The sequence below is a fragment of the Parasutterella muris genome (genome assembly GCF_009767915.1).
In the GTDB taxonomy this organism is placed as follows: Bacteria; Pseudomonadota; Gammaproteobacteria; order Burkholderiales; family Burkholderiaceae_F; genus Parasutterella; species Parasutterella muris.
The window spans coordinates 15,802-37,771 of the sequence record NZ_WSRP01000023.1 but is presented as its reverse complement, the minus strand read 5'-3'; the positions used below and the strand labels follow the sequence as shown (position 1 = coordinate 37,771).

Below are 21,970 nucleotides of genomic sequence, written 5' to 3'. Positions count from 1 at the left end.
TGTTTTCCTTCCTAACCGTTCGTAAACATAATGGCGGTCAGAATGAAATCCAACCCTAAAACAACAAGTGATGAAACCACGACGGTCTTAGTCGTCGCATTAGAGACGCCTTCAGGCGTCGAACGAGCCGTATAGCCCTGATAGAGCGCGATTGCGCCGACGGCAATTCCGAAGAAGAAGGCCTTCAGAAGTCCGTTTCCAATATCCTGTACCACTTCGACGCCGGACTGCATCTGCGCCCAGAAAGCACCGGTATCCAGTCCGATCATCGGGACGGCGACCACCCAGCCGCCGAAAATACCGACCGCTGAGAAAAGCGTCGCAAGAATCGGCATCGCGATCACGCAGGCCAAGAATCTCGGTCCGAGGATTCGGCGAACTGGATCAACACCCATCATCTCGAGCGCGGAGAGCTGCTCTCCGGCGTTCATCAGACCGATTTCCGCAGTGAGCGACGTACCGGCCCGACCCGCAAACAAAAGCGCGGTTATGACCGGACCGAGCTCGCGCAAAAGAGACAGCGCCACCAGAACGCCGAGCGCCTGCTCGCTGCCGTAGCTCGAAAGCACATAGTCGCCCTGCAGGCCAAGCACAAAGCCGACAAAAAGTCCGCTGACAAGGATAATGACTAAAGAGTAGTTGCCGACAAAAAAGAGCTGCTTGATCGTCGCCTGAAATCGCGTAAACGAAGGTCCTAAATTCAGGCAAAGCCGGCAGAAGAACCGTCCGAACGCTCCGAGCGAGCGAACGACGTCAAGGAACCATGCGCCAAACGCGCTGATTAATTCATAGACATTCATGGTTTGATTCCAAGTTCTTCATTTAGAGACGGCGCCGGATATTGGAACTTCACAGGACCGTCAGGCAGTCCGTTCACAAACTGAACCACAAACGGGTCCTTGCTTTGGCGAAGTTCATCCGGAGTCCCCTGTGCCGCGATCTTGCCGCTCGACACCATATAAACGTAATCGGCAATGGTGAATGTTTCCTGCACATCGTGCGTCACGATGACACTCGTTGAGCCGAGCACATCGTTAAGATTTCGAATCAGCTGCGCGGTCACGCCCATCGAAATCGGGTCAAGGCCCGCAAACGGCTCGTCATACATAATCAGGTCCGGGTCCAGCGCAACGGTACGCGCAAGCGCCACTCTGCGGCTCATGCCGCCGGAAATCTCTGACGGGTACAGAGGAGCTGCGCCTCTCAATCCCACCGCGTCGAGTTTCAGAAGCACCAAATCCCGAATTAACTCTTCCGGAAGATCCGTGTGCTCGCGTAGCGGAAAAGCCACATTCTCAAAAACCGTCATATCGGTAAAAAGGGCGCCGAACTGAAACAGCATGCCCATTTTTCGTCTGATGCGGTAAAGCGACTGAAGGTTCTTCGGATCCAGCTTTTGTCCGTTAATCGTCACGGAGCCTTTATCCGGGGAAAGAAGGCCGCCGATCAGCTTGAGCAGTGTGGTTTTGCCCATACCCGATCCGCCCATAATGGCGATTACCTGTCCTCTGCGGAAATTCAGGCTTACGTCGTCCAGAATGAGTCTGCCCGTGTCGTAGGCAAAACTCATATCCTTTATTTCGACAATGTAATCGCTGCTTCCCATATAAATAAAACCCAGCCTGGGATAAGTTCCCATTAAATAATTGATTATGCCACAGCGGCCGGGCGTTCAGAATTTAAGGAATTTCCAGCCATCGAATACCGTTTTCCCTCAATAAGGGGTCTCCTTTCGGAACAATTGGGAATGCCTCGGCAACCTCCGGAGGGATTTCTTCGGCCCGGCCGGTCTTCAAATTAATAAAAGTCCATTCCGTTGTCCCGTTCATGCAGACTTTGCCGCCGCGTGTCAGATAAAAGGCACGGCGGCTGATTGTCTTTTCAAGGGTCTCGACCCATGTATTCATGATGAGCTCGTCGCCCACATGCGTCGGACGAAGATAGTGAATTTTATGAACCGTTGCTGCGAAGGCCGCGCCCAGCTTCAGGTAGCGTTCCATATTCCAGCCGAGCGCGTCCGAATGAGAAATCGCCGCCTCTTCCATCCAGCGAAGATACTCTTTGTTGTTCGTGTGACCGAGCACATCGATGCAGTCCTCAGTCACAGTAATCGGCAGGCGGTAAATTCTCAGCATTGGTCTGATCTCAGTTAAAAAACTTAGAGATTATCTTCCTCCTCCAAGTATTTGTCGACAGCTTCGGCGCAGCGGCGGCCTTCTGCCAAAGCCCTGACAACCAGGCTCTGTCCGCGGCGGCAGTCGCCCGCGGCAAAGACTTTCGGCACATTTGTCTTAAACGCGTCGACTCCTTCATAAGCCGCTTTCGCGTTGCCGCGAATATCGGTCTGCACGCCAAACGCCTTCAGCACCGGCTCGCTCGGCTGCACAAAACCCATCGCGAGAAGAACCAAGTCCGCCTCAATCTCGAACTCGCTTCCCGGAATTTCTTTTTTCATGCGGCGTCCGGTGATCGGATCCGATGTCCACTCAAGGCGTACGGCTTTCACGCCCTTTACCGAGCCTTTCTTATTGGAGATAAATTCCGTTGTGCTGATCGCATAAGCACGCTCTCCGCCTTCTTCCTGGGAAGTGGAGACACGATACACATTAGGCCAATTGGGCCAGACGGAAGACTTATCGTAAGTTTCCGGAGGCTTCGGCCCCAGATCGATCTGCAGAACTTTAGAAGCACCCTGACGAATCGCGGTACCTAAGCAGTCGCTGCCAGTATCGCCGCCGCCGATGATCAGCACTTTTTTGTCCTGAGCCGAAATCTCTTTGTGCGCGGCCTCGTCCGCATTAATTTTGTTCTGAGACGGCAGATACTCCATCGCGAAGTGAACGCCCTTGAGTTCGCGCCCGGCTACCTTCAAATCGCGGGGCGTTTCAGAACCGATCGCAAGAACCACCGCGGAGAAGTCGCGTAGCAGCTCCTGCGGGTCGATCACGCGCTCTGCATCCGACCAAACACCGTCCGGGTGCTCCTTGATGCCGATTGAGGTTCCGCAGTTAAAGCGCACGCCTTCGGCTTCCATTTGCGCGATACGACGATCGATCAGGCTCTTATCCAGCTTGAAATCCGGAATGCCGTAGCGCAGGAGTCCGCCCGGGCGTTTGTTCTTTTCGAACACCGTGACGGCATATCCTTTTCGTGCCAGCTGCTGAGCGCAGGCGAGCCCCGCAGGGCCGCTGCCGATCACCGCGACGGACTTTTCGCGGCTGCCGGCTGCCGGTTCCGGTTTAACCCAGCCCTGATTCCACGCATTGGTAATAATGGCGCGCTCAATCGACTTCACACCCATCGCGACATTGGTGTAATTCATCACACAGCCGTTTTCGCAAAGTGCGGGACAGACGCGGGACGTGAATTCCGGGAAGTTGTTGGTAGCGGCTAAAACGCGGTAGGCCTCTTCCCACTTCTCGTTGTAGATCAAATCGTTAAATTCCGGCGCGACATTATTCAGCGGACAGCTGAATGTGCAGAAGGGTGTTCCGCAGTCCATGCAGCGGGCTGCCTGTTTTTTCGCCTGCTGAGGATTCAGCGGCGTAATAAATTCGCGAAAATGCGTCTTGCGCTGCTTGACCGGCTCATGCGCCTGCTCAAGACGTTCAAATTCCATAAATCCTGTAATTTTTCCCATTACTGTTCTCCGGCGGTGCGTGTCAGTCCCTTAAGGAGCGCCTGCTTATATTCTTTCGGGAAGACCTTCACAAATTTCTTCAGAGCGTGCGGCCAATCGTCGAGCAGTTCTCTTGCGCGCAGACTTCCGGTGTAGCGGAAATGTTTTTCCACCAGCTCTTTGAGCAGACTCTCGTCGGTGCGTCCCAGATGCCATGACGCATGGTCACCGGCCGCGGCCTGCTCTCTATCCTCAGGCACTGATTCGAGTTCAACGCCTTCTCGGTTGCATCGTCCGGCAAACGTTCCGTCCTCGTCATAGACGAAGGCGATACCGCCTGACATGCCGGCGCCGAAATTACGGCCGACAGAGCCGAGAACCACCGCAGTACCTCCGGTCATGTATTCGCAGCCGTGGTCTCCGCAGCCTTCGGCAACAACACTCGCTCCGGACAGACGAACCGCAAAACGCTCGCCGGTGACGCCGTTAAAGAAGGCCTCACCGCTTGTCGCGCCGTAAAGTACGGTATTGCCTGCAATGATGTTTTCGTCGCCTCGGCCTCTGAAATCCGTCGGACAGCGCACAATGATGCGGCCGCCGGAAAGACCTTTGCCCACATAGTCATTGGCCTCGCCAATCAGATCCAAAGTGACGCCGTTCACCAGGAACGCGCCGAAGGACTGTCCGGCTGTGCCGGTCAGCTGAATATGCAGCGTATCGTCCTTGAGTCCCTGAGCGCCCCAGCGGCGGACGATTTCCGAAGAAATCTTGGTACCGACCGTACGGTGGATGTTCTTAATCGGAGAAAGGAAACTGACCGGCTCTCCCTTTTCGATCGCGCTGCGGCAGAGATCGAGAAGCTGGTAATCGAGCTCTTTTTCCAGCGCATGGTTCTGCACAGTGCTGTTGCGGCGAAGCTCAGCGGATTCTGTCTCTGGCATATAAAGCACACGGGAAAGATCAACATAGCCGCACTTGGCCGGGTGCATTTTCTTCTGTCGGAGCAGATCGGTACGGCCCACCATGTCTTCAAATTTTCTGAATCCGAGGCTCGCCATGATTTCACGAACTTCTTCAGCAACAAAGAAGAAGTAGTTGACCACATGCTTGGGTTCGCCTTTAAAGCGTTTGCGCAGTTCCGGATCCTGTGTGGCAATGCCCACCGGGCAGGTGTTCAGATGGCACTTGCGCATCATGAGGCAGCCTTCGACAACGAGCGGTGCCGTGGCAAAGCCGAACTCGTCCGCGCCAAGGAGCGCGCCGACCACAACATCTCGGCCGGTCTTAATCTGACCGTCCACCTGGACGCGAACTCGGTCTCTGAGACTGTTGATCACAAGAGTCTGCTGCGTTTCCGAAAGCCCCTGCTCCCAAGGTGTACCCGCAAACTTGATTGAAGAAAGCGGAGAGGCGCCTGTACCGCCGTCGTGGCCCGCGATCACAATATGATCCGCTTTTGCCTTGGCAACACCGGCTGCCACCGTGCCTACACCCTGTTCACTCACGAGCTTCACGCTGATGTCGGCTTTGTCATTGGACATCTTTAGGTCGCGAATAAGCTGAGCCAAGTCCTCAATGGAGTAAATGTCGTGATGCGGCGGAGGCGAAATCAGACCGACGCCAGGGATCGAGTAACGCAGCTGAGCGATGTACTCACTCACTTTATGGCCCGGCAGCTGGCCGCCTTCACCGGGTTTAGCGCCCTGAGCCATCTTAATCTGGATCTGATCGGCACTCGCGAGGTACTCTTCTGTCACACCGAAGCGTCCGCTGGCGACCTGCTTAATCTTGGAGCGCAGAGAGTCGCCCGCCTCAAGCGCGACGTCCGCGACAATACGGTCGCTGCCGAGAATGTCTTTGAGCGTATCGCCCGCTTTGATCGGAGAGTGACCGAGACGCATTTCTTCACGATAGCGTTTCGGATCTTCTCCGCCCTCGCCGGTATTACTCTTTCCGCCGATACGGTTCATTGCGACAGCAAGAACCGCGTGCGCTTCAGCTGAAATCGAGCCGAGTGACATCGCACCGGTCGCAAAGCGCTTGACGATTTCCTTTGCGGGCTCCACTTCTTCAAGCGGAATCGCTTTTGTCGGATCCACCGCGAACTCCATCAGTCCGCGCAGCGTCATCTGACGCTCGCTCTGATCATTGATGATCTCCGCATATTCCTTATAAGTCTGGTAAGAATTTCCGCGCGTCGCATGCTGCAGCTTGGAGATCGCCTCCGGCGTCCACATATGCTCTTCGCCTCTGGCTCTCCACTGGTACTCGCCAAGTGTGGGCAGAAGCTTCTGCCGATGATTTTCTTCGTCAAAGGCTGCACGGTGCTGCTCGATCGCTTCGCGCATGACGTCAAAGATGTCCAATCCGCCGACTTTGCAGCTGGTACCCTGGAAATAGCGGTCCACAAATTCCTTTTTCAGGCCGAGCGCTTCAAAAATCTGAGCACCGCGGTAACTCATATAAGTGGAGATGCCCATCTTACTCATCACCTTCTTGAAGGACTTGCCGATCGCGGTGATGTAGTTTCTGGTCGCGGTTTCCACATCAAGCCCTTCATGACGTCCGTCACGATAGAGTTCCTTGATGGTTTCGAGCGCCAGATACGGATGGATCGCCTCAGCGCCGTAGGCTGCAAGAACCGCCATATGGTGCGTCTGCAGAGCGCTTCCGGTTTCTACGATAATGCCCGCGTTGGTACGCAGGCCGTTGGCGATCAGATGCTGATGAATCGCGCTGATGGCAAGCGGCGCGGGAATCGCGACACGCTCTTTACTCATTTTGCGGTCGGTCAGAATAAGAATGTTGTAGCCGTCCTTGATCGCATCCACCGCACGGGCGCACAGCGAGGCAAGACGAGCCTCAACGCCTTCTTCCCCCCATTCGGCGCGGTACGTGATGTCGATCTCGTAAGAGCGGAATTTCTCATCCGTGTACCTTTCGATACTGCGCATCTTGGCCATCTCTTCGAATCCGAGGATCGGCTGCGAGAGCTCAAGACGAAGCGGCGGGTTGACGTTATTAATGTCCAGCAGGTTGGGGCGCGGGCCGACAAAGGAGACGAGCGACATCACGAGCTGCTCTCGAATGGGGTCGATCGGCGGATTGGTCACCTGCGCAAAGAGCTGACGGAAGTACTGATAGAACGGTTTAGCTCGATGAGAAAGCATCGCCAAAGGCGTATCGTTGCCCATAGACCCCACGGCCTCGGTCGCTTTTTCAGCCATCGGACGAAGAATAAACTTGATGTCGTCCTCACCATAACCGAAGGCCTGCTGACGTCTTAAAAGCGGAACCGGATTATCGCTCTGCGTGAGCGGCGGAACCGAGATGTCCGAGAGATGCACGTTCAGTCTCTTAGTCCATTCCTTATAGGGATTGCCGAGCGCCAATGTCCGTTTGATTTCTTCGTCCGGAATAATTCTGCCCTGTTCTGTATCAATCAGCAGCATTTTCCCGGGCTGCAGGCGCCATTTCTTTTTGATACGGCTCTGCGGGACCGGCAGCGTGCCGCTCTCGGAAGCCAGAATCACGATATCGTCGTTGGTCAGAATATATCGGGCAGGACGCAGTCCGTTTCTGTCAAGCGTCGCGCCGATTCGAACACCGTCGGTAAACCCGATAGCAGCCGGACCGTCCCAAGGTTCAAGCATTGCCGCGTAATACTCATAGAAGGCGCGCTGAGACGGATCCATCGACTCTTTAGCCTGCTCCCACGCTTCCGGAATCACCAGCATGACGGCCTGGGCCAGCGGATAGCCGCTCATCACCAGCAGTTCGAGCATATTGTCCAGGCAGGCAGTGTCGCTCTGACCCTCGTAAATAATCGGAAGAAGTTTTCTGACATCGTCACCGAGCACCGCGGTTTCCACCGCGCGTTCTCTGGCTCTGAGCCAATTAAAGTTTCCTTTAACCGTATTAATTTCACCGTTATGCGCCACCATGCGATAGGGATGCGCAAGTTCCCAGCTCGGGAACGTATTGGTTGAAAATCTCTGATGAACGAGCGCGATCGCGCTGACAAAGCGCGGGTCCGACAAATCCTTGTAATAAGCACCAACCTGATCGGCTAACAGCAGACCTTTGTAAACCAGAGTTTTGGTGGACATGGACGGCACGTAAAATTCCTTGCCGTGCTTGAGTTTCAGAGCCTGAATCTTATGACCCGCGTATTTGCGGATCACATAGAGCTTTCTCTCGAGCGCGTTCGGAACCATGACGTCAGGGCCTCGTCCGATAAATACCTGACGAATCACCGGAACCGTTTTTCTGACGGTTCCCGACATTTTGATATTGTTGTCTACGGGAACATCGCGCCAGCCGAGAAGGATCTGGCCTTCGGCTTTAATGGTTCTTTCCAGCTCCTGTTCGCATGCTCGCCTTGAAGCATGTTCTCGCGGCAGGAATACCATGCCGACGCCGTAGTCGCCGGGCGGCGGGAGACTGACATTTTGTTTTGCCATTTCGGCGCGGAAGAATTCGTCCGGAACCTGCACCATAATGCCCGCTCCGTCGCCGCAGAGCGGATCGGCGCCAACCGCGCCGCGATGATCCAAATTCTTCAGGATCTGCAGCCCCTGCTGCACGATTTCGTGGCTGGGCAGCCCTTTTACGCTCGCCACAAAACCCAGGCCGCAGGCATCATGTTCATATGCCGGATCATAAAGGCCGAGTTCTGAAGCTTTTTCTCTTGCTCGAGAAAGCTCGTTCATAACATCTCCAGTAGGATTTGATTTATAAAAATGAAGTGACTGAAGATATTTATAAAGCGAAATAACCGAACAAAATAGAATATTTTTTCTAAACTGACACTAATTAAGAAAATAAATTTCTCACCTAAAATTTAATTAGTGTCAGATAAATGTGCAGATGGTGTCTTCTTAGGTCTTCCCTTGCCTCTGAGGGGCGCGCGCCTTTCAGCGGAGATGTCGCAGTAATCCAGAAAGTCGCTGTCAGCGACCGGCCAGCCTCGCTTCACCGCCGCAAGCAGCTGCTCACCAAATGCCTTATCCGGTCCCTGTTCAAAAATATCCCGATATTTTTTTTGCCGTTCAAAAGGCGTATTGCCCAGCTGCCAATATTCTCTGACAGGCATCATGAAGATATCGCTGCGATAGCCGCTGTGGTGCGAGTAACTCGACCAATGGTAAAACTGCGGTTCTCCAAAACCCAGAATAAAGGGCAGCCACTCCATGTATACGACGGCCTTGAGGAGGCGTCCCTCGCCCTGAAGTACCGCGGATTCGAATCGGCTCTGCCAGATTTTTCCGTCCCGCGAATAGGCGTCATTGAAATATCTGCCGTAGAGCCGGCTGACCATCTGAACGAATCGCGAGAGATCGTCGCCGCTTTCACGCGGCGTCAGAAGCATATGAATCTGTTCGGTAAAGAGCGCGTAGGCATTTACGTCCACATAGCAGCGCTCAGAAGCAAAGCCAAAAAGCCGAAAAAGCGCGGCAATATCCTGCTCAGACGGAATCAGCGATATGTCTTTAACGCTGCGAAGCACAACGTAATGAGCTTGTCCTGCGATAGATAAACGGGTTAATCGTGTCATAGGGATTTTTGGGCGTTTGTCCGAAGAAGTTTAAAACACGACGCTTTCAGAAAACTATATTGTCACTAATTTTCAGAACAAAAGACTGTTAAAGAAGAGCTCGGCCTGCACGCGTGCGCCCGCAGGCAGCGCCTGCCCTCCCGCATTCGGGATAAAATCCCGCATGTCCCGAAAAACGCAGCTGCGCCCTGTCGCCTTTTGGATCGGCAGCGCAACGATATCCGCGCCGTGCGGCGCAAGCTGCACGCAGATATCACCGGCCTTTGCTTCGGCGTCAAACCCCATGATGACGGAGACAAAGCGTCTGGGATAAGGGGCGGTACGAAACGCCTGCCACACCAGGGGAAGCGCAAGACGCTGAGAGAGCGCGGTAAACCCGAGCGGATTTCCGGGAAGCCCCTGAAGTGAGGATTTTCCAAGTCTTGCGCAGACAAACGGAAGAGAAGAACTGAACGCAGCTCCGTCATCTGCCGGTATGGCGGCCGCGAAGATTCTGGCCGCAGCCTGCTTCGGCGCGAAAGAGTCCGATCCGGACATGCATGCGCTGCATAAAGCCGAATGGCCCGTCATGGCGGCAGAAACTTTCTGTCTCTTCATGATCGCCATCGCGCTTCTGAGCGGCAATGAATCCGCCAAACTCGCTTTCAGCGCGTTTACGGACGGCGTCTGGGCTGTCGTGTTCTGAGGCGGCGCGGTCCTCGTGGGCTTTGGTATCCCGCTTGTCGCGTCGATCATCGCAGGAAAAGGGGAAGAGTCGAAGATGTCCTTCTACTTTGCCGGCTTCTGCGCCATCGCGGGCATGATGTGTCTGCGTCTGTTCATTCTTTACGCAGGACAAATGAACACGATCGTTTAGTCGACTCTCTGACTTAAAAGGCCGATCCCGTTTGGGTCTCGGCCTTTTTCTTACATTTCGAATGTCGGATCAAGCACTCGGCTGTATTCAAGCTGAGCGTAGCGGTCCGTCATACCGGCGATATAGTCGGCAATGACGCGGGGCGCGCCCTGCTCTTTAACCTTTTTCTGATACGCGGGCGGAAGCAGCTCCGGATGCGCGTAAAACACGTCAAATAAGTCTTTAATCAGCTTTGCCGACTTGTTGGTCACTCTAAGCACCTTGTAGTGCCGATAGAGGTTGTCCATGAGATAACTCTTGAGTCCTCTAACCTGCTGAAGCATATCCTCCGAGAAGGAAACAAGCGGTTCGCTGAGCGCTCTTACTTCATCAACGCTCTTGGGAGAGGCCTCATCGATATTTTTCTGACTCTGCGTCACCAGATCATCGACCATGCAGCCGATGATTCGGCGCACGATTTCTTTCTGTACACGCCTCTCGGCGATATTCGGGTACTCGGCTCTGACCTCTTTGGCAAAGCGCTCATAAAGCGGAACCGAAGATTCGAGACCGGCCGCATCCAGGTAGCCGACACGCAGACCGTCATCGATATCATGCGTGCTGTACGCGATCGCGTCCGCGATGTTCACCAGCTGCGCTTCAAGCGAAGGCTGCTCGCCCTTTAGGAAGCGCTCACCGAGCGCGCCGAGCCGAAGTGCGTTCTCCCGGCTGCAATGCTTGAGAATACCTTCACGGGTCTCCCAAGTCAGATTCAGCCCGTCAAATGTCGGGTACTGTTCTTCCAGCAGATCCACAATTCTGAGCGACTGAAGGTTATGCTCAAAGCCGCCCCAGTCCTGCATGCAGCGGTTGAGGGCCGTCTGACCCGCGTGTCCGAACGGCGTATGTCCGAGATCGTGCGCAAGCGCCATCGCCTCAGTTAAATCCGGATTGATCTTTAAAAGAGAGGCGGTCGTTCTTCCGATCTGAGCAACTTCCAGCGTATGCGTCAGCCGCGTGCGAAACAAGTCGCCTTCATGGTTCACAAAGACCTGAGTTTTATATTCGAGCCGACGAAACGCGGAGCTGTGAATAATTCTGTCGCGATCGCGCTGGAATTCGGTGCGGGAGGTACTGTTCTGCTCCTTAATCGCTCGTCCGCGCGACTGGGCGGACCGACATGCATAATCGGCAAGCTCAAAGCCTTCAGTAATCATGGTTCATATCCTTCTTTCAGAAGCACTTCCCGGATAACCTCTTCCGGGACTTCCTGAATTACAGCGCTCCCGATGCCCTCAGGAAGAATAAATTTAGGAACGCCCTTCGTGCTCTTTTTATCACCCTTCATCGCATCAATAGCGGCCTGAGCGGATAAACCGGGTATTCTCACAGGCAGATGCGCGCACTGAACTAACTTTTCAACTCTTAATGCATCCGCTTCGCTCATTTTTCCGAGCGCCACTGAGGTCTGCGCGGCAAGAACAAGTCCCGCTCCGACGGCTTCGCCGTGCAGCCATGTTCCGAAACCGCAGAGCTTTTCAATCGCATGACCAAACGTGTGGCCTAAATTCAGTTTGGCTCTTTCGCCTTTTTCAGTTTCGTCTCGTGAAACCACATCGGCTTTAATTTCGCATGAGCGCGCCACAACTTCCGCTACCGTCTGATGATCCAGCGCAGAGAGCTTCTCGATATCCCGCTCAAGACGCTCAAAATACGCTTTATCGGCAAGAACGCCGTGCTTGATAATTTCTCCGATACCAGCGGCGACCTCCCGCTTCGGCAGCGTTTTTAAAAAGGCGGTATCGGCGATGACCGCTTCGGGCTGATGAAACGCGCCGACCAGATTCTTACCTGCGCGCATGTTCATTCCGGTCTTGCCACCGACCGAAGAATCCACAAGTGCGAGCAGCGTCGTCGGAACCTGAATAAAACGGATGCCGCGCATGTAAATCGCGGCCGCAAAACCGGCCAAATCGCCAACCACGCCGCCGCCAAGCGCGATCACGACAGACTTGCGGTCCGCGCCGCTTGCCGCAAGCTTTTCCAAAATCAAAGAGACGCTCTGCCAGTCTTTGTACTTTTCTCCGTCGGGCAGAATCACGCTGCTGACTGAAGCCGCTTCGGCGCAGATTCTGCTCACCTCTTGGAGATAAAGCGGTCCGACCGTCGCGTTCGTCACAATCAGAACCGAGGAAGGATTAAGCCGCTTCAGCTCTTCTGCAAGCAAACCGACGCATCCTTCTCCGAGAAAAATATCGTAGCTATGGGATTTAGCTTTTACAGCAACTTTGATCATTTGATTACCTGCAGATTGATGAGCGTTTGGTTAAGTTCTTCTGCCACACGTTTAGAAGCTTTCCCGTCGGTATCGACGGTAAGCGAAGCAACCTCGCCGTAGAGCGGGTTTCTTGATTCAAGCAGAAGCGTTATTTTTTCAAGCGGGTTCTCGCACTGAAGCAGCGGACGATCTGAATTCTTAGTTCTTCGATAGCACTGCTCGGCGCTGACCTTGAGATGAACGGTGAAAATCGGTGCGTTTTTCAGCAGAGTCCGATTTTTCTCCTGTGTGACCGCTCCGCCGCCGGTCGCGACAACCAGTCCTTTGGCTCGGGTAAATTCCTCGATCAGGGCGCTTTCACGGCGGCGAAAACCTTCCTCTCCTTCCTCGCGGAAGATAAACGGAATCGATACGCCGCAGCGGCGTTCGAGCTCTTCGTCCAAATCAACGAAATCCATTCCCAGACGCTCGGCAAGGCACCTGCCGACGGTGGATTTTCCGGCGCCCATCATGCCGACTAGAAAAATCGGATTGGCCTCTTTATTCAACATGGATATCCTTCCAATTACAACTCATTGATTTTAACTAATCATCTGTAATGAAAGGACTTCAAAGAAGGAGAAAAAAGTTTATTTGACCAGAAAGAAGAGTCCGATACAGCAGATGACCACGCCGACAAGCTTGGTCGGAGTCACCGGTTCGTGATAGAAAATCAGACCGATGAAAAGCAGAATGATCGCCAAGGCGATATTCGTCACCAGTGAAGCCGTGTTGATTTTCCAGCCCGCTCGGTATGCGAAGATATAGCCGACCTCGAGCGCAACGATGGAAAAACCGAGCGCCGGCGCCGTCCAATTCAGTTTGGAAAGCTCCAAGGAAAAAGCCTCTTTTGGCTGAAAGAAAAAGAAAATGAAGAAAGAAACGAGCGCCCCCGTGAGATAGCTCACTGACATGGAAAGGTACGCGTCCGCCTGAAGAGGCGTCGATTTCGCGCAAACATTATAAAGACAGTTTCCTAATGTGATTAAGGCAATCGGCCAAATAAGCGCCCACATATTTTCCTCCGTCTTTTTATGATATCCAACCCAATGCACTAAATCGGTTTATAAAAGGACTGTTTTCTGCCCATATTTGTGACATTCTCTAAGACGAGGCCGAGTTAAGAAGGAAATCGCGCACTCAGAAATGTAAAATCTAATGTTCCCATCCCGTATGTATTTTGAGAGAGAAACGTGGCAACCTCTGAAAAGCCTGCAGCTAAGAGCACGAAACGTCCGGCACGCAAAGCGCCGGTAAAAAAATCCTCAGGAAGCTTTATCGGCTCCCTGTTTAAAGGAGTCATCGCGACGTGCATCGCACTCTTTTTGTGCGGCGGATTTTTAGCGCTGTTTGTATTTGCGCTGGTTTATTCGCAGCTGCCTCCGATTGACACCGTCGTTGACTACAAACCGAAAGTTCCGATGCGTGTGTGGACGGCTGACGGCAAACTCATTGCCGAATTCGGCGAAGAAAGACGAGACTTCGTCACGATTGACGAAATTCCCGATCGGGTTAAGCAGGCGGTTATCTCCGCCGAGGACGACGGTTTTTACAAGCACAGCGGCATTGAGCCCAAAGGCTTTGTACGAGCTGCGCTGGCTAATCTTGCCTCCGGCAAGAAAAGTCAAGGCGCTTCCACCATCACGATGCAGGTGGCGCGAAACTTCTTCCTCTCGAGCGAACGAAGCTACATCCGCAAGCTTTATGAAGTCGCCATGGCCTTCAAGATCGAAGCCAATCTCAGCAAGGATGAGATTCTTCAGATCTACATGAATCAGATTTTCTTAGGCAACCGAGCTTACGGTTTTGCCGCCGCGGGCAGAACTTATTACGGTAAAAATATTCAGCAGCTCACGGTCGGCGAAGCCGCCACGCTCGCAGGACTTCCGGCTGCGCCCTCCGTCTACAACCCCTTTGCCAGCCCGAAGCGCGCGAAGATTCGCCGCGACTACGTGCTCGGCCGCATGAGAGATCTCGGCTATATCACGAACGAAGAGTATGAGCATGAGGTCAATGAGCCGATCAAGACCCGACTGACGGTCGCCGCGGAAAAGGTCGGCACGCCGACCCGCATGAACGCTTCGCTGCACGCGGAATACGTGGCCGAACTCGTCAGAACGCTCATGTTCGACATCTTCCAGCAGGAAACCTACACCAGAGGTCTGAACGTTTATACGACAATCAATTCTGAAGATCAGGGCTATGCCTACCGCGCGCTTCGCTCGCACCTGCAGCAGTACGACCGCTCTCAGGGCTACCGCGGCCCCGAAGCTAAGGTTGACATCTCCAATCCTCAGACACGCGAGCAAAACATCAAGAACGCCCTACAGGAAGCTTTAATCGCAACCGACATGCCGGCTGTGGTCGCGCTCTCCGTTTCTCCGACGGAAGTTAAAGTGCAGATGGCGCACGGCAAAGTCGTCTCCATCACAGGAAAGGGACTCGACTTTGTTAAGAAGGCGCTCCAGCCCAAAGCTAAGGAAGATCTGAAGATCGTTCCGGGTTCGGTCCTGCGCATTGCCGCAAACAAAGACGGCTCATGGGAAATCACGCAGATTCCTCAGGCTGAAGCCGCTTTCGTCGCGACGAAATACGATACCGGCGCCATTCAGGCGCTCGTCGGCGGCTATGACTTCGCGCTGAACAAGTTCAACCATGTTACACAGGCCTGGCGTCAGCCCGGCTCCTCCTTTAAGCCGTTTATCTACTCGGCCGCGATTGAAAAGGGCTTCTCCCCGCAGACCATCATCAACGACGCGCCGATCGTTCTTGATCCGGCGGAAACCGGCTTTAAGAAGTGGGATCCGAAGAACTACTCGCGTACGTTCCACGGCCCGATCATGATGAAGGACGCGCTCAAAAAATCCCTGAACTTGGTTTCCATCCGCATTCTTCAGGCCATTACGCCTCGCTATGCGGTCGACTTTATCCAGAGATTCGGCTTTGACGCGGACAAGCATCCTCCGCACCTTTCCCTTGCGCTTGGCGCGGGCTCTGTCACTCCGTGGCAGATGGTGGAGGGCTTCTCTGTTTTCGCCAACCTCGGACGCCGTACGGAACCGTATTTGATTTCCAAGGTCACGGATCAGTCCGGCAAAGTTCTGATGCAGTCCACCGCGGAAGCCGAAAAGGTCGCCGGCGTTGAAGCACTCGATCCCCGCAACGCCTACATCATGCATTCCATGCTGCACGGCGTCGCCACGGGCGGCACTGCCGCAAGAGCGACCGCGATGCTCAAACGCACCGACCTCGCGGGCAAGACCGGCACCAGCAACGACTCGTTTGACGTTTGGTTTGTCGGCTACGGCGGCGATCAGTGCGCGGCGGTCTGGATGGGTTTTGACCAGCCGAGAACGCTCGGCCGCAGGGCTCAGGGCGCCGGTTTGGCGCTCCCCGTGTGGATCGACTATATGAAGGACGCGATCAAAAACGAGCCTAACGTCGTACGCAAGGCGCCGGCCGGCGTCACCGAGTCCAACGGCAACCTGTACTACACAAACCGTAAGGACGCGATCCCGAGTCTTGGCGTTGACGACAATTCGTCTGCTGATGATCCGATCGGAAACATCATCCAGAACACGAACGTTCGCGGACAGATTTTCTAATCGGCTCTGCAAAAAAACCGGGCCCCGAGGGGCCCGATTTTTTTGTTTACTCTACTTAGAAATTAAGATAGAAGCTGTTTTTCTTCTTCAATGAATCCGTCCAGAATGTCGGCAGCCGAACTGTATATCGAATCGCCTGCAACCTCACGGATCGTTGCTGTGAAATTAAATACCCAATTGGCAAGGTGCTCCTTAAAGAAATTTCTCTGCTCCTTGAGATTCTCCTCAAAAGACGCCTGACCATCCTTCTCCAGAAAAGCCACGGCCTCATCGCAAAGGAAGGCCATAAATTCCAACTCCAGTGAAATATGATCTTCATACAAATCGGCTTCCGTCTTTGTAATTCCGTGGCGGCGATAAATCTTCAGAACTTTTTCATAAGCATCCTGCATCACTAACTGATCTCGGCTGGTGTAGACGGATTCATAGGGATACGCGACCGTGCCTTGAGCGATACCCGCCCCTAAAAAGATGCGGGCAAAATCAACCGCAAAGTCCGTCAGGATATCCTGAGAGTCGCTGCTGAGCGCTTTCCTGAGAGAAGCCCGGGCTGCGGCTGTGTCTGGCAAGTGCGCATCCTCTGCCGCAATGCTTCGCAGCACCTCAAGGAAGGTTTCGTCAATTTCTCGTCTGAACAAACGATCAAGCAGACGGTAAATGTTTGACCGCGCCTGCATCATTTCAGCTAATTCTGTTTTCTCCATGGATTCTTCTCCTGATTTTTATTGTTCAAAGAACTGCCAAGCAGGTGTCCCAAGGAAATAAATCACCCATTGGAAAGCGGCACACCCGACAGCGGAAAGGACCGCGCAAACCCATCCTTTAAAAAGATTCTGCGGAAGGATGGAGGCGGCAAATGGAATGACTGCACCTAAAACTACGCTGCTCCAGAAGTAAAACGAGGCACTTCCCAACAGCACCGCATCCACCGCGTACGAGAGATCCGACATGCACTGCAGCCGGATAAGATAAGTGGCGATAACGATTGCCAAAGCCAGCGCAGACACAGCGGCAGCCCGCGGCTTTTTCTCAAAGCCCAAAAGAGAAGCGCCGGGCACAGCCCAAAGTACAAAAATCACAGGGATTAAAAAGCAGTCGAGCGCGGGGCGCCAAGGCATCCAAAAATTTCGTCCGACGCCAAACAGGATTAAAACCGACCCCGCAGCCGCCAGACACGCAAAAATCTTCAATGCCGAACCTTCCAGCTGTCGATATTGAGCAGCCGCATAGCCGATTACGCCAAAGAGAGCAATAAGCGCGCCTGTCAGTTCCCAAAAAATTCCCGTACCCGGGTGGCCGAGCGCCGCAAAGAACATTTCCGGGCGCCCGAGGTTAATCAGACCGGAAACGGCCGCTGCTGCAAGAGAAACAGCTCCGGCAGCAGCCATTGCAAACCGGCGCCCGTGCGGCTGATCCCCAAACTCAGCCGCTGCGAGCGCACAGAACAGCTCGGCGCTCAGACAGGCGAAGGCGGTAAATAAAACTATCGTTGCTTCTGTACCCATCTGAGTTCCTCCTTACTCGATCATCTTCGGCTGACGAGCAAGCCACTCCCCGTTCTTCGCGTGAAGAATGTAGCGAACGCTCGGGTGGTTGCCCGCATCCGGCATCGAATGAACGTTTTCTTCGCCGGCCGCGGCAACAGCCTTGGCTGCCTTGCTCTCAGGATCATCAATATCACCAAAGAAGCGAGCGCCGGCACAGCACGCCTTCACACAGGCAGGCTCTTCATTAACCTCCTGTAGATGACGGCAGAGCGTGCATTTCTCGACAACTTTATTCTCCGGATTGAACGATCTCGCGCCGTAAGGGCATGCCGCAATGCACATCTTGCAGCCGATACACTTCTCTTTGTTGACCAGAACCTGACCGTCCTCTGTCTTATAGGAGGCGCCGGTCGGACAGACCTTCACGCAGGGCGCGTCTCTGCAGTTCTGGCAGACGGTCGGAAGGAAATACTGCTTCATGTCGGGATACTTCCCGACAGGACCGATGGTCAGCACTTTGTTGTAATACACGCCCATCGGCACATTATTCTCGAGCTTGCAGGCCGCTTCGCAGGCGTGACAGCCGATACAGCGGTCTAAATCGATAACGAGTGTCTTCTGTGTCATGATTATTTGCCCTCGTTCTTATAGGTGGGATAGACTGGTTCAGCGCTTTCCGTGACGGTCGCGTCCGGCATCCAAATACTGAAGTCTTCCGGTTTTCTCAGCACACCTTCCGGTCCCTTGTCAGCTTTGGAAATAGCGACCTGGAAGCCGCGCAGCGTGTAAGTTCCGACAACATCGTTGTATGGAGGCGTATTCTTTGTCAGAACGTTAACGTTCATTTCCTTCCAGCCGCGGGTCGGAGTATTCAGCGTTTCCGGATTCCAGAAGCGCTCCTGATAGACAATGCCCTGAGGAATACCTTCCGTGACGCGGCAGATTGCGCGAATCTTGCCCCGATCGTTTTCCACCCAGGTCCAGTCACCGTGAGAAACACCGTACTTCTCGGCGTCTTTCGGGTTGACCCAGATTTCCGGAAGCGGATAAACCTCGCGGGAATACGGATTGTTTCTGAGCGTGCCGTGGTGGTAGATCGGAAGACGACCGTTAGTCATCACAAGCGGATACTTCTTGGCGATCTCAGCTTTCGGATTTTCTACCGGTTCCATATAGAACGGCAGAGGCGAGTAATCCTTATCTGCGGGCGCGAGCGGCTGCTTAGCATACGGAGCTCCGGTTCTTCCGAGATTGATAAATACCTCTCCGTAAAGTTCGAGCTTCTTGGAGGGTGTGCTGAAGCCTCTCGGCAGACCGGTCTTCGAATCAGTCTTTTTGTAGACGTAATAACCGGCCCATTTGTCATCCGGCATAAACTTGATCGGATTATGACCGTTCTTGACTTCTTCCCAGGTGACATTGTGGCGCTTGAGTTTGGCGTCAAGCAGCTCTTCCATCGTCTTCCAAAGCGGCAGATCGTCGCCCATGAATTCCGGATCCATCGCTTTTTGGCACATTTCGTGGCCAAGCTCGCCGCAGCGGCGCAGAATCCACGACCAAATCAGCGTCTCGTCCTGTGTCTCATAGGTATGAGTGACCGCCTGACGGGCAAAGACGTAATTACAGCAGTCGATCAGCATGTTGGTCTCAAGCCACTCGGTCGTCGGCAGAATCATATCGGCATAAGTCGTAAACGATGTGGGATACATGTACATATGCACCACAAAGTCGAGCTTCTTGATTGCAGGCTCCCACGAAGAAGCGTTGCCAAGCACACCGAACTTGTTGCCCGAGCGTTCAATCCAAACTTTCAGCGGATAAGGCTTTTCCGTCAGAATCGCATTCAGAATAGACTGAGGCGAAGCCGCATCCCACTGAAGCAGACCCTTGAACTCACGACCACCTAAGCGTTTTGCGAGCTGGCTCGGAGGCAGACACTTCTGAGCGCGCGGGGCAAGAGAACCCGCCGGCGCCGTACCGCCATTCGGGAAGCGCTGCATCATCGTGCCCGGTTTTTCAACGTAGCCCATGATGCTGTTCAGAATCACGCTGCCCATCGCCGCTTCAACAGAATTCGGGAATTGGTCTGTCGCAACGCCGAGAGAAAGGCCTGAAGGACCGTCCGCGAAAATCTTAATGCCTTCAACGATCTTCTTCGGATCCAGCCAGCAGATTTCTGCGGCTTTCTCAATTGTGTACGGTTCGCACTGTTCGCGAAGCATCGTAAAGCCCGTCTTAAAGGTGCGGCCGTTATGCTTAAACGCACCTTCAAGCTTCGGATCCAGCGCGTCATCCCACGGATACTTCATTGTCTTAGGTGCATTGGTCTTTGCGTCCCAGACCACGTATTCTTTCGGGTTAGCGCCGTCAAATAATTCATTGGGGCGAACAAACATCTTCGTCTTGACATCCACTAGATACGGCAGATTCGTCCACTTCATGACGAAATCCTTGTCGTACATGTCGTTGTCAATAATGTATTTGATCCAGGCAAGCATCAGCGCTACGTCTGTACCCGGACGAATCGGCAGCCAAACATCCGCTCGTGCGGCATCCGGTGTCAGACGAGGATCAATCACGACAGAGCGGGCGCCCCGGGCGCGCAAGTCGGCAAGGGCTCGGCCGCCGCCGGCCGGGCAGCTGTAAGACGGATCGGTACCCCAGCAGACAAAGGACTTCATCGGCGTGTTGGGCACATAGATTTCCAAAGCGCTTTCGTCGGCAATTGACGTTGAGGGACCGCCGTACATAATGCCGTAAGCCAGAGTTCTCGGAAGATAGCACTGCGCACATCCCGGCTCGTACCAGTTCGGTGTGCCGAAGATATTGCAGAAGCGCGAAATACTGCGGAACGCAGGGTTGCCGCCGCCTCCGGTCGAACAGAAGACCGCTTCGGCGCCGTACTTGGCGCGTGTATCCATCAGCTTGCGGGCGATCGTGTCAATCGCTTCTTCCCAGGAAATGCGTTTCCACTTATTCTCGTCCTTGCTGCCGACACGAATCATCGGATACTTGTTGCGATTGGGATGGTACAGCGCGTTAATTCCGGAAAGACCCTTCAGGCACATTGCGCCTTTGGTCATCGGATATTCAGGGTTGCCTTCAAGTTTGACAACGCGTCCGTTGCGAACATGCGCAAGCACGCCGCAGTTGTGAATACAGGCCCGGCAGCTTGTCTTTACAATCTTGACTTCATCTTTATCGGCTGCCTGCGGTGCCTGAGCTTTAGCGTCGCGGACGAGTCCGCCGCCAAGTTTGGCAACAGGAATCGATCCGACCGCAGCCGCTAAGCTCTTGGTGAAGCTTCGTCGAGTTAATTTAGATAAATCCATGAGATTCTCCCTAAGAGGTGAAAATCAGTGTTGATCGTTTAGAAGAAATGGTGCATGCCGATGTAGGCCTGCCAGGCGTTGTAGATATTGCCGTCGTTGGCATATCCGAGGTTCTTCCAGCCTTTGCCGCTTCCCGCATAGCCGATAAAGGGTTTAATAACGGTTCTCTTGGAGAGCGGATATTCGTACGCTGCGCCGACCTGCCAATGGTTGATCTTGTCTTCACCCGCCTTGATGCTTTCGTCCTTGCCGAACATGTAGGCTGCGGCAACTTTAAATCTTCCGCCCGCATACGGGATCAGGGCGCTTAAACCGAATTTATGCGCTTTAACGCCTTCATCCTGTGTGACATAGCGATAAGTGAACATCGGCGTCCAGCTGCCGGTGTTGTATTCAAGGCCGTAGTTCACTGTGTATTTAGCTGTGATCGGCGCTTCTTTTACCTGCACGCCGTTCACCGTCGCATAGGTCGCTTTGTTTTCCGCTTCCAAGATAAGAGAAGACTTGATCGCGCCCGCCTGATACTTGAGGCCTGCGCCCCAGTAATGACGATCATGAGACCATCTGTTGGTATCGCCTGAGATACCGTTGCTGTACATCAGACCGAGTGTCCATCCGGCTATGTTCGGAGACATATAGATGACGGCGTTGTTCACGCGCAGGAAGTTATTCATGCAGTTGTCCCAGCCGATCAGGCCGTAGCCGTTCATGAAAGCATAACCGGTCTGCATGTCATAGCTGCCAAGGCCGGAACCCAGCGCTGCTGCACGACCCATCGCTAAACGTCCGAGCTTTTCATTCTGAATCCAAAGCACGGATTCTCGTCCGAAGGCATTTGCTCCGTACGTATTGTTGGCAATAGAGCCGTCTTCGGGATGGAACCCCGCTTCCAGGTTAAAACCAACGCTGGTGCCGGAGCCTAATTCTTCTACGCCTTTAATGCCCCAGCGGGAACCGAGGTCAAACGCGTCTTTAAGCTGCACGGTTGTATCAGCGTGCTTAGGCTTCATAACCATGGCGCCTTCTTCAATAATTCCGTAAAGCGTTACGCTGGAAGCGGCGCTAACTGTGCCTGCCGCGAAAAGAATCGGCAAAGCTAAAAGTTTTTTCATGATGAGAGTTCTCCATGAGATATTGAGGCCCGCGCAACGTACAATGGATATCGGGAGCAGTCGCGTGCGCGTAGCTCTCTGCGTTGTGTGTAAAAAAGCTGATTTC

General features: G+C 53.8%; 19 protein-coding genes. 3 read left to right on the top strand and 16 right to left on the bottom strand.

Annotated features, from left to right (window positions below; all coding sequences use genetic code 11):
* Positions 1-11: 11 nt before the first annotated feature.
* The 7 genes from mlaE to E5987_RS08100 all read right to left on the bottom strand — a co-directional run bounded on the left by mlaE (position 12) and on the right by E5987_RS08100 (position 9,713).
* Complete coding sequence (mlaE, locus tag E5987_RS08130) at positions 12-800, bottom strand: lipid asymmetry maintenance ABC transporter permease subunit MlaE (protein ID WP_160335599.1); 789 nt, start codon at positions 798-800, stop codon at positions 12-14.
* Entirely contained in the window at positions 797-1,606 is an 810-nt protein-coding gene (locus tag E5987_RS08125) for an ABC transporter ATP-binding protein (protein ID WP_160335598.1), read from the bottom strand. Before E5987_RS08125 ends, mlaE begins: the two co-directional genes overlap by 4 nt.
* A gap of 73 nt (positions 1,607-1,679) precedes the next feature.
* Positions 1,680-2,135 (bottom strand): acyl-CoA thioesterase, encoded by a 456-nt coding sequence (locus tag E5987_RS08120; protein ID WP_160335597.1) that lies wholly within the window; start codon positions 2,133-2,135, stop codon positions 1,680-1,682.
* A 23-nt stretch (positions 2,136-2,158) separates the two neighbouring features.
* Positions 2,159-3,640 (bottom strand): glutamate synthase subunit beta, encoded by a 1,482-nt coding sequence (locus E5987_RS08115; RefSeq protein WP_160335596.1) that lies wholly within the window; start codon positions 3,638-3,640, stop codon positions 2,159-2,161.
* Positions 3,640-8,331 (bottom strand): glutamate synthase-related protein, encoded by a 4,692-nt coding sequence (locus E5987_RS08110; RefSeq protein ID WP_160335595.1) that lies wholly within the window; start codon positions 8,329-8,331, stop codon positions 3,640-3,642. Before E5987_RS08110 ends, E5987_RS08115 begins: the two co-directional genes overlap by 1 nt.
* Positions 8,332-8,462: 131 nt before the next feature.
* Positions 8,463-9,176, bottom strand: a complete 714-nt coding sequence (locus tag E5987_RS08105; RefSeq protein ID WP_160335594.1) for a transposase — start codon at positions 9,174-9,176, stop codon at positions 8,463-8,465.
* 72 nt (positions 9,177-9,248) lie between these two features.
* Positions 9,249-9,713, bottom strand: coding sequence for a molybdopterin-binding domain-containing protein (locus E5987_RS08100; RefSeq protein ID WP_160335593.1), 465 nt, complete (start codon positions 9,711-9,713; stop codon positions 9,249-9,251).
* On the opposite strand from E5987_RS08100, the gene nrfD reads away from it, so the two are divergent.
* Positions 9,652-9,861, top strand: coding sequence for an NrfD/PsrC family molybdoenzyme membrane anchor subunit (nrfD, locus tag E5987_RS13075; RefSeq protein ID WP_237178772.1), 210 nt, complete (start codon positions 9,652-9,654; stop codon positions 9,859-9,861). The two genes, E5987_RS08100 and nrfD, sit on opposite strands and share 62 nt — an antisense overlap.
* Positions 9,862-9,876: 15 nt before the next feature.
* Positions 9,877-10,032 carry a hypothetical protein gene (locus E5987_RS13070; protein ID WP_237178771.1) on the top strand — a complete coding sequence of 52 codons (156 nt, stop codon included), beginning with the start codon at positions 9,877-9,879 and terminating at the stop codon, positions 10,030-10,032.
* A gap of 50 nt (positions 10,033-10,082) precedes the next feature.
* Here the strand turns inward: E5987_RS13070 and E5987_RS08090 are convergent, their stop codons facing one another.
* The 4 genes from E5987_RS08090 to E5987_RS08075 all read right to left on the bottom strand — a co-directional run bounded on the left by E5987_RS08090 (position 10,083) and on the right by E5987_RS08075 (position 13,344).
* Entirely contained in the window at positions 10,083-11,228 is a 1,146-nt protein-coding gene (locus E5987_RS08090) for a deoxyguanosinetriphosphate triphosphohydrolase (protein WP_160335592.1), read from the bottom strand.
* Positions 11,225-12,307 carry a 3-dehydroquinate synthase gene (gene aroB, locus E5987_RS08085; RefSeq protein ID WP_160335591.1) on the bottom strand — a complete coding sequence of 361 codons (1,083 nt, stop codon included), beginning with the start codon at positions 12,305-12,307 and terminating at the stop codon, positions 11,225-11,227. The genes E5987_RS08090 and aroB overlap by 4 nt, the downstream gene beginning before the upstream one ends.
* Entirely contained in the window at positions 12,304-12,840 is a 537-nt protein-coding gene (locus E5987_RS08080) for a shikimate kinase (protein ID WP_160335590.1), read from the bottom strand. The genes aroB and E5987_RS08080 overlap by 4 nt, the downstream gene beginning before the upstream one ends.
* 78 nt (positions 12,841-12,918) lie before the next feature.
* Positions 12,919-13,344: a DMT family transporter gene (locus E5987_RS08075; protein WP_160335589.1), complete on the bottom strand. Its 426-nt coding sequence runs from the start codon at positions 13,342-13,344 to the stop codon at positions 12,919-12,921.
* 261 nt (positions 13,345-13,605) lie between these two features.
* On the opposite strand from E5987_RS08075, the gene E5987_RS08070 reads away from it, so the two are divergent.
* A complete protein-coding gene (locus tag E5987_RS08070) occupies positions 13,606-15,933 on the top strand; it encodes a penicillin-binding protein 1A (protein ID WP_370528059.1) in 2,328 nt (775 codons plus the stop codon).
* 62 nt (positions 15,934-15,995) lie between these two features.
* Here the strand turns inward: E5987_RS08070 and E5987_RS08065 are convergent, their stop codons facing one another.
* From E5987_RS08065 to E5987_RS08045, 5 genes are read right to left on the bottom strand one after another with little or no spacing between them, the layout of a single operon-like run.
* Positions 15,996-16,637, bottom strand: a complete 642-nt coding sequence (locus E5987_RS08065) for a TorD/DmsD family molecular chaperone (RefSeq protein WP_160335587.1) — start codon at positions 16,635-16,637, stop codon at positions 15,996-15,998.
* A gap of 18 nt (positions 16,638-16,655) precedes the next feature.
* On the bottom strand, positions 16,656-17,438 hold the full coding sequence (locus E5987_RS08060; RefSeq protein WP_160335586.1) for a hypothetical protein: 783 nt from the start codon (positions 17,436-17,438) through the stop codon (positions 16,656-16,658).
* A gap of 12 nt (positions 17,439-17,450) precedes the next feature.
* Entirely contained in the window at positions 17,451-18,047 is a 597-nt protein-coding gene (locus tag E5987_RS08055; protein ID WP_160335585.1) for a 4Fe-4S dicluster domain-containing protein, read from the bottom strand.
* A 2-nt stretch (positions 18,048-18,049) separates the two neighbouring features.
* Entirely contained in the window at positions 18,050-20,752 is a 2,703-nt protein-coding gene (locus tag E5987_RS08050; RefSeq protein WP_160335584.1) for a molybdopterin-containing oxidoreductase family protein, read from the bottom strand.
* A gap of 38 nt (positions 20,753-20,790) precedes the next feature.
* A complete protein-coding gene (locus E5987_RS08045) occupies positions 20,791-21,864 on the bottom strand; it encodes a porin (RefSeq protein ID WP_202074588.1) in 1,074 nt (357 codons plus the stop codon).
* Positions 21,865-21,970: the final 106 nt, after the last annotated feature.